This is a genomic window from Arthrobacter sp. CAL618 (assembly GCF_000468215.1).
Classification (GTDB): Bacteria; Actinomycetota; Actinomycetes; order Actinomycetales; family Micrococcaceae; genus Arthrobacter_D.
In genome coordinates this window covers 16,273-27,282 of sequence record NZ_ASZW01000288.1, presented here as the reverse complement: position 1 = coordinate 27,282, position 11,010 = coordinate 16,273, and the positions used below count along the sequence as shown (strand labels likewise).

Below are 11,010 nucleotides of genomic sequence, written 5' to 3'. Positions count from 1 at the left end.
GGTTGTTGGTAGTGCCAGTAGCCTTCGGTTTTGAACATGTGGTGGCGTTTACACAAAGACGCCAGGTTTGAATAGGACGTTTTGCCGCCTTGGGACCAGGGGGTGGTGTGGTCGAGTTCGCAGAACACCGCCAACCGGTTACACCCCGGATGCCGACACGTCCCATCCCGGACCCGGACCGCATCCTTCAGGTCCTGCGGGACCCGATACGTGGTCGCATCAGCGCCAAGCCTGGCCCCGGTGAAGGGGTGGGTAAGAATCCTGGTGAACGATGGTGCGTGCCCGGCGAGCTGACGTGCCGTCTCGGGATCAATCGGCCCGTAGCCTTCCAGCTCACCGGGAGCATCCCCGCCGAGGAGAGTCATCACCGGGACGGTGACGAACACCTTCGCCTGCACACCCCAATACGTGCTGGCCTCCCCCAGCTGACCGGATCCGCTGTTCGTCCGGGTTCCTGGGTCGGTCCCAGCGGCAGCGCCCGGTTCAGCAGCAGGGTCGGGTGCTTCATGCATGTGTCCGGTGGGTCCGGCACTGGTCAGGACATCCACCAGCACATCGGCCCTGAGTTGGGTGAGGGTCCGGTCCTCGTCGGGGCCCTGCAGGTTACGGGCGGCGGTGTCGACGCGGTGGAAGATCCCGGCGGCCTGTTCGGTGGGCAGGAAGGCTGCGAGCCAGGCCATCCCGTCCTGCGCCGGGTCCAGATACACGCGACGGTCCTGGAGAGCCTTCCGGTGCCGCAGGGTGATCGATTCGGGGTGGAAGATGTCACGTAACCGTTGGGCCTGGCGGCAAAACTTCGCCACCGTGGTCTTGCAGGCCAGACCGATGAGGTGGGCCTCGAACGCGGCCATCACGGCGGGAACGGTATCCGGGATACCAATCGCTTCCCCGACCACCGCCCACGCGTGACGGCGCGATAACCTGCCATCCTCCAACGCGGTCAGGGTGGCCCGGTAATCGCGGACCAGCAGCTCACTATGGTCAAGCAGGGAACCAGCCGTGCGCTCCGGCAGGCGCAGGGCCGCACCGATCTCCGACGCAGCCAGGGCATGAACACGGTCCAGGTCTTCGACCCAGGGGTGTTCCTCGGCCATCAGGTCATAAAGATGGGTGGCCGCTTTGGCTTCCTGCGCATCGACCCAGGACCGCAACGCTGAGAGCGTCTTGAGTAGGTTCATGGTCTGCCCCGCGTTCAACGTCACCATCGCCGCGACCGATACCTGGCCAGACAACGGCACCGGAGCCCCCGGACCGGTCGGAGCGGTCCAGCTCGCTTCCCCGCCCAGCGGACCGCCCGGACCGTACCCACCCGCATTCCCCGAAGCAGTGTTCACGGACCCGCTCTCGAAGACGGAACCGGGGCCAGAATCCGGGCCAGAACCGGGGCCGGTTTCGGGGGAAAATCCCGATCCGGGAGCAGAAGCGTCGCTGCCTTTCATATCTTTATTCCATCATCGCCCACTGACAAAATAGGGGCCGATTCAGGGTCACCCGAAAAACTTTTTCAACTATTTTTCGGGCCCACAGAACCATCACCGGACCGCCCCCTGGGCACCCGCTGCACCGAGAGATGCAGCGCATCAAGGTGCACGAGTCCGCTGGAGTCCACCGGTTGCAGCAGTGTACTCAGCGAAGCAGGGCCCGATAAAGCCGAACTTGGGGACACCGCGACTTGGCTGGCGGCCAGGGCTTTCTTCTTTCGGTCCTAGTGCCGTTCCCAAAGGACACTTCCCATCGTGATCACCATGGCTAGACCGGTAGCCCAAAGGTACTCAGACCCCTGCAGCGTCCCGATGATCGAGATGATCAGGAGTATTCCGGCAAGTACAAAGAGCGCCCATCGTCCGGTGCTCATTGCGGTTCCACTCAAAAGAGTCGATGCGTCTTGCAGTTTCAGCCGTTAATAGTTGCGCAACGCAACCAATAGCCTGCCGCTTATCGCTCAGGAGGACAGGAACGCCTAAGAAGCCCCGTTCTAGTTCCGGCCAGCGCGCCCGCGGCTCAACCGTGGACTCAACCTGGAGAGATCCGCCGCCCCCACCAACCCGGCAGAAGGCCCCAACGCTGCAGCTTCCACCCGCGCAGCCGGGCGGAACCCTCGACCCGTCAGGTTGCGGCCAAAAGCTCGCCGGGCCGGTTCCAGCAGCACATCTCCGGCAGCACCCAGTCCGCCGCCCACCACAAAGGTTCCCGGGTCCAGCGCAGCAGCCAGGTTGGCGAGCCCAAGCCCGAGCCACTGCCCGACGTCGTCGACCAGTTCCCGGCTCGCCGGGTCTCCTTCCAGCGCCAGCTTGGTGACGACGGCCCCGGTGATGAGCTGCGGGTCGCCGTCGACCTCCCTCAACAATGCCTGGGCTACCGGGGAGTTGGCGGTCGCAAGCTCCCGCGCCTCCCGCCCCAACGCGTTGCCTGAGGCGTACTGCTCCCAGCATCCCCGGTTTCCGCATTCACAGCGGTGACCCTGCGGCACGATGATCTGGTGGCCAAACTCCCCAGCCACCCCGAAACGTCCCCGCTCCAGGGCGCCGTCCATGATCATGGCTCCGCCGATGCCGGTGCCCAGGGTGATGCAGACCAACCGGCTCTCCCCCTGGCCTGCACCGAACCGCCATTCGGCCCACGCGGCGGCGTCGGCGTCGTTGACCACGGTCACCCTCCGCCGAAGGATCCGCTCCAGATTGTGGCGTAGGGGCTCATTGCGCCACGCCAGATGGGGGCTGAAAAGCACGGTCCCGTTGGTCAGGTCCATCCAGCCAGCGGCGCCGATCCCCACCGACCGGATCCGGTGGCCCACCGACAGCTCGGCTACCAGTTCAGCGATGATCGCTTCGACGTGCCTCGGATCGTGCCCGGGCGTATCCCTGCGGGATTCGGCGAGGATGTTGCCGTGGATGTCGACGACGCCGGCTGCCACCTTGGTCCCACCAATATCGATCCCGATTGCAAGCCCACGGCGCAGGAACGTGGGAGAATCTGGGTAGCCAGCGGTGAAGCCAACAGGCCGCCGTCGGGCACCCAGACCCCCGCCACCGGGGGCGCGGAGCTGACCCCGCAGCCGGGGCACTGCCGGGGCGTCCGTCTGCCTGATCATTGGTTGTCCTCCGCTGGATTGCCATCGGCGTTGCCCTACCGTTACCGATTCGTACATTACTGGAGAGTATTAACGTCGGTTGAACCTATAGGCTAATGAAATCCAGCAAGTTTTGGAGATATCAAAGGAGATAGTCGTGCGCGAATACAGCGTCCCCGTAATGGTGGACACGCCCCGTGACAGTAATATCACGGAGCTGGTTGTCAAACAGGCTGCAAAGCCGTCCAACCCAGCGTTGTTCTCCAAAAAGGACAACGCCGGAGAGTGGCAGAACATCCAGGCGACTGAATTCCTCGCTGACGTCCAGCTCCTCGCAAAAGGCCTGATGGCCAGCGGCGTCCAGGCCGGCGACCGCGTGGCGATCATGGCTCGCACCCGGTACGAGTGGTCGCTGGTGGACTTCGCGATCTGGTTTGCCGGAGCCATCTCAGTACCCGTCTACGAAACCTCATCACCCTCACAGGTGGGCTGGATCCTTGAGGATTCGGGCGCGGTCGCTGCCTTCGTCGAATCGGCCCGCCATGAGAACGTGGTGCGCCAGGCGGCAGCCGCAGCGAACATCCCCGGTGTTCAGCACGTGTGGCAGCTGGACAACAACGGCCTGGATCCCCTGCGCGGCGCCGGTACCGACATCGATGATCAAGCGCTGGAAGACCGCCGTCGGACCGCGGGGCTCGACGACGTCGCCACCATCATTTACACGTCGGGCACCACAGGCAAGCCCAAGGGGTGCGAGCTGACGCACGGGAACTTCGTCGAGCTGTCGGTGAACGCCGGGGCGGCACTCCCCGAGGTAGCCCACGAGGGTGCCCAGACCATCATGTTCCTCCCCCTGGCCCACGTATTCGCCCGGTTCATCTCCGTGTTGTGTGTGTCTGTCGGCGCAACCGTGGCCCACACCCCCGATGTCAAGAACCTGCTCCCGGATCTGCAAAGCTACAAGCCGTCCTTCATCCTCGCCGTCCCCCGCGTGTTCGAGAAGGTCTACAACAACTCGATGCTCAAAGCCGAGGACGGCGGCAAGGGCAAGATCTTCCACGCCGGCGCCAAGGTGGCCATCGAATGGTCCAAAGCCGACCAGGCCGGCAAGGTACCGCTGGCGCTCAAGGTAAAACACGCGGTCTTTGACCGGATCCTCTTCAGCAAGATCCGCGAAGCCATGGGCGGCCGCGTGGAGCATGCCGTCTCCGGCGGCGCACCACTGGGCGACCGGCTGGGCCACTTCTTCCACGGCATTGGTCTGATGGTTCTCGAGGGGTATGGCCTCACCGAGACCACGGCACCGATCACCGTGAGCACACCGAAGAAGATCAAGATCGGCATGGTCGGGGCGCCGCTTCCCGGCAACGCAGTGAAGATTGCCGACGACGGCGAAATCCTCGCCAAGGGCGTCTGCGTGATGCGCGGCTACTACAAGCGCGATGATCTCACCGAAGAAGCCTTCGCCGACGGCTGGTTCCGCACGGGCGATATCGGCGAGCTGGATGGCGACGGGTTCCTGAAAATCACCGGTCGCAAGAAGGAAATCATCGTCACCGCGAGTGGCAAGAACGTCATCCCTGCACAGCTGGAAGACACCATCAGATCCAACGCCCTGGTATCGCAGTGCGTTGTCGTCGGCGATCACCGGGCCTTCATCTCGGCCCTGATCACCCTTGACGAAGAGGCTCTGCCGGGCTGGCTTGAGCGCCACCAGCTACCCAAGAACACCACCGTAGCTCAGGCCGCCGAACACCCACTGGTTACCGCCGAAGTGCAGCAACTGGTGGATCAGGCCAACGCGAATGTCTCGCAAGCCGAGTCAATCAAGGCGTTCAGAATTGTGGCCACCGACTTCACCGAGACCAGCGGGCACCTGACTCCATCCCTGAAGATCAAGCGGGCCCAGGTCCTGAAGGATTACTCCTCGGTGGTCGAGGGCATCTACTCGGCCCCTCGCGCCTAGCGCAGCCAGAAATCGGTAACTGATTTACCCGGTCTTCAGGGACAGTAGAGCGTTCTCGACTACTTCCGTGAGGGCCGGGTGAATCCAGTACTGACCGCTGGCCATGGTCTGGGCATCGAGTCCGAAGGACATCGCCTGGATGACCGGCTGGATGATCATCGACGCCTCGTGGCCCATGACGTGGGCGCCGAGAATCATGCCGGTGCGCTGGTTGGCGATCAGCTTCACAAACCCGGTGGTGTCCTCCATCGCCCAGCCGAACGCCGTCGACCCGTATTGCTGGACGGCAACAGTGATCTCAAAGCCTTCAGCCTCGGCCTTCGCCAGTGCTTCAGCTTCGGTCAGGCCGACAACCGCTACCTGAGGGTGCGTGAACACCGCCGCCGGAACAAACCGGTGGTCACTGGTGCGCAGACTGCCAGGATGGATCAGGTTGTGCGAGACGACCCGCGCCTCATGGTTGGCGACGTGTTTGAGCTGGAACCGGTTGCTGACATCACCCAGGGCCCATAGCCCGTCGATAGGCGAACCGTCGCGGAGGACCCGCTGGTGTCCGTCCACGACCAGGCGACCCTCAGTATCGAGATCAAGCCCGACGTCGGCGGCTCCCAACCGGTCGGTGTTCGGCACCCTGCCGATGGCCACCAGCACGACGTCGACGTCCAGTTCCTGACCTTCGGGTCCGTCGATTACCGCGTGCACGGATCCGTCGTCGTTGGCGGTCAGTGAGGCGACGGTGTGATTGAGGACGACGTCCCACCGGCGAAGCGCCTCCGCGGTGAACGCTTCCGAGACGGAGTCATCGAGGGTACGTAACAGGCTGCCGGAGCGGTTAACCATGGTGACAGCTGAGCCAAACGCGCCGAAGATGTGAGCGAATTCGGCGGCAATGTAGCCTCCACCGATGATGAGGATCCGCGCCGGCAACTCATCCAACCGCATGATGGTGTCCGAGGTATGCACCTGCGGAAGGGTGATTCCCGGAATGTCCGGTAGCACCGCCCGTGATCCCGCTGCGATGACGACCTGGTCCGCGTGGATCTCCTCGCCCGTCGCGGTGACGAAGGACTTCTCCCCCGTGAACCGCACGTATTCCTGGTACAGGGTGACGTTGTCCAGCTCGTCTGCCCGGTATCGTCTGCCGTCCCGGGAAATCGCGTCGATCCGAGAGAAAATGCGGTCCCTGATGGTCCTCCACCTGACGTCGCGAAGCTCAAGGTCGACGCCGAGTGACTGCGCCTCTTGTGCCCCGGTGGCCAGTTCGGCAGGGAAGACAAACATTTTCGTCGGTATACAGCCGACGTTCAGGCAGGTTCCGCCGAACACGCCGCCGTCGATCAACGCCACTTTTCGGTCATCCCAGTCGGGGGTGATCAGGCTGTTGCCGGAACCGGAACCGACAATCGCCAGGTCGTAGTGAGTCACTGCAGTTCGTCGACGACCAGCGCCGCAAGTTCGACGACAGCATCCCGCGTTGCCGGTTTCAGCCGGGCCAGGTCCACCTGTGAACCTTCTGCCAGATGACGGTCGTAGGGAATGCGGACAACGGTGCTGACTCGGGACCGGAAGTGCTCTTCGATTTCGGTCACGTTCACCTGGGTTCCGTTCCCGGAAGACAGGTTGATCACGACGATGGCACTAGCCACCAGGTCGTGGCGTCCGTGTGCCTCGAGCCAGGACAGGGTTTCGGAAGCCAGCCGGGCCTCGTCCACACTTCCACCGGAAACCAGCACGACGGCGTCGGCCTTCTCGAGGGTTCCCTTCATCACCGAGTGCACCATGCCGGTGCCCGAATCGGTCAGCACAATCGAGTAGTAGCGACTCAGGATATCGGTGACCGCGCGGTAGTCGGCGTCGTCGAATGCCTGGGCGATTGCCGGGTCCGTATCGGAGGCCAGCACATGCAGCCGGGACCCTTCGCGGGCCACATAGCTGGAGAGCTGGGCGAAGGAATCCACCATGAACCGGTTCTGCACCAACTGGCGGGCTGTGAAGTCGGCCTTGCCGGGCGAACGATCGGAGAGCGTCCCGCGGTCCGGGTTGGCGTCCATCGCAATGATGCGGTCTTCGCGGACCTGGGCCAGCGTCATGCCAAGCAGCGTGGTGACAGTGGTCTTTCCCACCCCGCCTTTCCGCGACAGCACGGGAACATAGCGGGTGCGCTCCCCCAACCGCACCGAAATCCGGTGCTCCAGTGCGCGGCGGATCCGGACGGCGTCAGAATCGCCGAGGTTCAGATAGCCAAAGCTCAGCGTATGGAGAAGCTTGCGCCAGCCGTCAACAGGGGGACGCTTCGTTACCTCAAGGAGCCGCTCAGACGTCAGTGAGGCGGCAGTTTCAGGACCAATTTCCTTCTGCCGGCGGGCGCTGCGCGCTTCAGTGGTCTCAGCGGCTGGCCGCTCGACCGGGGGCGNGTGGCAGTAGCCGAGGGGAACCAGCCCGCAAGATCCGCCGCCGGCTCAGGCGCCGCAGAAACTGTGGGCGTCGCCGAAACTGAAGGCGTCGCAGGAGTTTCCGGCGCCTTAGCCGCAGGCGCGGCCAGCACCGACGGCACCGCGGATGGCAGTGCCGGGGCGTCGGCGTTTCCGAGGGGCAACGCCGAGGTGTAGTCGACCGGAAGGCCGGTCAACGCTCCATGATCGGTCACCAACTCGTGGTCAACCGATCCTCGACCCTCGGGATCGCGACCCACGGAGACGGAAGCATCCGCGTTGTCCTCGGCTTGAGGAGAATCAGTCTCCGGTAGGTCGGACTGAGTGTCGTCGGATGGGTCAATGTCCGGGCCGGTACCGGACGGATCTTGCGGGGCCATAGTTCCTCACAGGTTCGAAGATGGCGCGCCAAATGCGCCGTGGTCTCCAGCCAAACACTAGCGCACCAGACCCCGCACGGCCGTACCGGCTAGGCGGTCTCGATCACCATCAGCAGATCCCCGCCCTGCACCTGGGAGACGGCGTCGACGGCGATCCGCTTGACCGTGCCTGCCACCGGTGAGGTGATTCCGGCTTCCATCTTCATCGCTTCGATCGTGGCGATCGTCGCGCCCTGCTCGATGGTGTCCCCCTCGGCAACCGTGACGGTGACAGCACCGGCGAAAGGCGCAGCGATCTGGCCCGGCGCCGTCTTGTCCGCCTTCTCCGCCGCCTTGACGTCACTGTGGATGCTGCGGTCACGCACGACGACGGGCCGCATCTGCCCGTTCAGCGTGCACATCACCGTGCGCATCCCCTTCTCATCAGGCTCCGACACCGCGCTGAGGGTGGCGATCAGCCGGACACCCTTTTCGAGCGGGATGACGTGCTCGCTGCCCTGCTGCAAGCCATACAGGTAGTCGCGGGTGTCCAGGACCGAGACGTCGCCGTAGGTTTCCCGGGTGGCCAGGAAATCCTTGGTGGGGCCGGCGAACAGCAACCGGTTGAGGGTGGCGCGTCGGACTTTCGAATCCCCGGTCAGCGCGGCCAGGTCCTCGGCACTGATCTCCGCGTCGCGGACCTTGATTTCGCGGCCCTGCAGGGCCTTGGTGCGGAAGGGCTCTGGCCACCCGCCGGGAGGATCCCCGAGTTCCCCGCTGAGGAAACCGATCACCGAATCGGGGATGTCGTAGTTTTGCGGATTCTCCTCGAAGTCGGCGGGATCCACGTTAGTCCCCACCAACTGCAACGCGAGATCCCCCACCACCTTCGACGACGGGGTGACCTTCACGAGCCGCCCAAGTATCCGGTCCGCCGCCGTGTACATGTCCTCGATAGCTTCAAACCGTTCCCCGAGGCCCAGGGCGATGGCCTGCTGGCGAAGGTTGGAGAGCTGGCCGCCTGGAATCTCATGCCGGTACACCCGACCTGTAGGTCCTGGCAGCCCCGACTCGAACGGGGCATACACGCGGCGGACTGCCTCCCAGTAGGGTTCCAGCGAGCAGATATCCGCCAGCGAAATCCCGGTATCCCGTTCAGTATTGGCCAGGGCCGCGACCAGTGCCGACGCCGAGGGCTGGCTCGTGGTCCCCGCGAGGGAGGCGCTGGCGACGTCGACGGCGTCCACTCCCGCGTCCACGGCGGCGAGCAGCGTGGCCAGCTGGCCGCCGGCGGTGTCGTGGGTGTGGAGGTGAACGGGCAGGTCAAAACGCTCACGCAGGGCAGTGACGAGCTGCGCGGCTGCCGCTGGCCGCAGCAGGCCGGCCATGTCCTTGATCGCCAGGATGTGGGCGCCCGCGTCGACGATCCGCTGCGCCAACTCGAGGTAGTACTCCAGGGTGTAAAGCTTCTCCTCGGGGTCGAGCATGTTGGAGGTGTAGCAAAGGCCAACCTCGGCCACCGCGGTACCGGTGGCACGGACCGCGCGGATGGCAGGTTCCATCTGGGAGACGTCGTTCAGCGCGTCGAAGATCCTGAAGATGTCGATACCGGTCTCGGCTGCCTCCTTCACGAAGGCCTCGGTGACCTCCTCGGGGTACGGGGTGTAACCGACCGTGTTCCGGCCCCGCAACAGCATCTGCAGGCAGATGTTTGGCAGTTCCTTGCGCAGGGCTGCGAGACGCTCCCACGGTTCCTCACCGAGGAACCGGAGTGCGACGTCGTACGTGGCACCGCCCCACGCCTCAACGGACAGTAACTGGGGCGTCCGGCGGGAGACGGCGTCGCCGGCGGCCACCAGGTCACGGGTGCGGACCCGGGTGGCGAGCAGCGACTGGTGCGCGTCGCGGAAGGTGGTGTCGGTGACGGCGACGGCTTTCTGGGCGCGGAGCTCGGCAGCGAACTTCTCGGGACCGAGTTCCTGCAGCCGCTGACGCGACCCCGGCCCTGGGGGCGCCTCGCCCTCACCAGCAACGGGCAGCTTCTCGGCCGGGTCGATTTCCACGAGCCGCTCACCGTGGGGCTTGTTGACTGTCACATCTGCCAGCCAGGTCAACAGCTTGGTCCCGCGGTCTGCGGAGACCCGGGCGGTGAGCAGTTCGGGGCGTTCGTCTATGAAGCTGGTCGCAACATTACCGGCGATGAAGTCGGGATCGTCAAGGACGGCCTGCAGGAAGGAGATGTTGGTCGACACCCCTCGGACCCGGAATTCGGCCAGGGCGCGTCGGGCCCTGGTCACGGCCGACTTGTGATCGCGACCACGGCAGGTCAGTTTCACCAGCATCGAATCGAAGTGCGGGCTGATTTCAGCGCCCGCGTAGACGGTGCCGCCGTCGAGNNCCCCGGCGCCGCCAGCGGACCGGTAGGCGGTGATCTGTCCGACGTCGGGCCGGAAACCGTTGGCGGGGTCCTCGGTGGTGATGCGGCTCTGCAGGGCAGCACCCCGCACCTGGACGCTGTCCTGGCTCAGGCCAAGGTCCGCGAGGGACTCACCCGCGGCGATGCGCAGCTGCGCCTGCACCAGGTCGACGTCGGTGATCTCCTCGGTAACGGTGTGCTCCACCTGGATGCGGGGGTTCATCTCGATGAAGACATGCTGACCCGCCCGCTCCCCCACCGTGTCGACGAGGAACTCCACGGTGCCCGCGTTGACATAACCCAGGGCGGTGGCGAAAGCGACCGCGTCCCGGTGCAGGGCCTGCCGGATGCCCTCATCAAGGTTAGGAGCTGGAGCAATCTCGATGACTTTCTGGTGCCGGCGCTGAATGGAGCAGTCCCGCTCGAACAGGTGCATCACATTGCCCTGCGCGTCCGCGAGGATCTGCACCTCAATGTGGCGGGGGCGGAGCACCGCCTGTTCCAGGAACATGGTCGGATCACCGAACGCGGAGTCAGCTTCCCGCATCGCAGCCTCGAGGGCCTCGGGCAGCGCCTCCCGCTTGTCGACGCGGCGCATCCCGCGACCGCCACCACCAGCAACCGCCTTCGCGAAGATGGGAAACCCGATCTCGTCAGCCGCGGCGATCAGCTCATCCAGGTCGGCGCTCGGCTGGGATGACTTCAGGACCGGGATGCCAGCCTTGCGGGCAGCCTCCAGCGCATGCACCTTGTTACCCGCCAGTTCC

The 11,010-nt window shown here is 64.7% G+C and carries 6 protein-coding genes and 1 pseudogene (1 of these 7 only partly in view); 1 reads left to right on the top strand and 6 read right to left on the bottom strand.

Features of this window, described 5'->3' with window-relative positions; genetic code table 11:
* The 3 genes from K728_RS20315 to K728_RS19970 all read right to left on the bottom strand — a co-directional run.
* A partial coding sequence (locus K728_RS20315; RefSeq protein ID WP_237742179.1) for an HNH endonuclease signature motif containing protein occupies window positions 1–1,334 on the bottom strand: 1,334 nt, incomplete at its 3' end.
* Between the two features lie 371 nt (window positions 1,335–1,705).
* Window positions 1,706–1,855 carry a hypothetical protein gene (locus K728_RS21105; RefSeq protein ID WP_156911393.1) on the bottom strand — a complete coding sequence of 50 codons (150 nt, stop codon included), beginning with the start codon at window positions 1,853–1,855 and terminating at the stop codon, window positions 1,706–1,708.
* 120 nt (window positions 1,856–1,975) lie between these two features.
* Complete coding sequence (locus tag K728_RS19970) at window positions 1,976–3,091, bottom strand: ROK family glucokinase (RefSeq protein WP_193353954.1); 1,116 nt, start codon at window positions 3,089–3,091, stop codon at window positions 1,976–1,978.
* Window positions 3,092–3,227: 136 nt separating this feature from the next.
* Here K728_RS19970 and K728_RS0117970 point away from each other — a divergent pair, with 136 nt between their 5' ends.
* Window positions 3,228–5,036: an AMP-dependent synthetase/ligase gene (locus tag K728_RS0117970; RefSeq protein WP_024477546.1), complete on the top strand. Its 1,809-nt coding sequence runs from the start codon at window positions 3,228–3,230 to the stop codon at window positions 5,034–5,036.
* Window positions 5,037–5,060: 24 nt separating this feature from the next.
* On the opposite strand, the gene K728_RS0117965 is transcribed toward K728_RS0117970, so the two are convergent.
* The 3 genes and pseudogenes from K728_RS0117965 to K728_RS19955 all read right to left on the bottom strand — a co-directional run.
* Window positions 5,061–6,461, bottom strand: coding sequence for a mycothione reductase (locus tag K728_RS0117965; RefSeq protein WP_024477545.1), 1,401 nt, complete (start codon window positions 6,459–6,461; stop codon window positions 5,061–5,063).
* Window positions 6,458–7,159, bottom strand: a complete 702-nt coding sequence (locus K728_RS19965) for a MinD/ParA family ATP-binding protein (protein ID WP_237742178.1) — start codon at window positions 7,157–7,159, stop codon at window positions 6,458–6,460. The genes K728_RS0117965 and K728_RS19965 overlap by 4 nt, the downstream gene beginning before the upstream one ends.
* 778 nt (window positions 7,160–7,937) lie before the next feature.
* Window positions 7,938–11,010: pseudogene (locus K728_RS19955) on the bottom strand (pyruvate carboxylase); it runs 333 nt beyond the window's last position.

What these genes read in the sequence shown, in the direction of transcription:
- K728_RS19970 (WP_193353954.1), bottom strand. Translation starts at nt 3,091, where the DNA reads ATGATCAGGCAGACGGACGCCCCGGCAGTGCCCCGGCTGCGGGGTCAG.
- K728_RS21105 (WP_156911393.1), bottom strand. Translation starts at nt 1,855, where the DNA reads ATGAGCACCGGACGATGGGCGCTCTTTGTACTTGCCGGAATACTCCTG.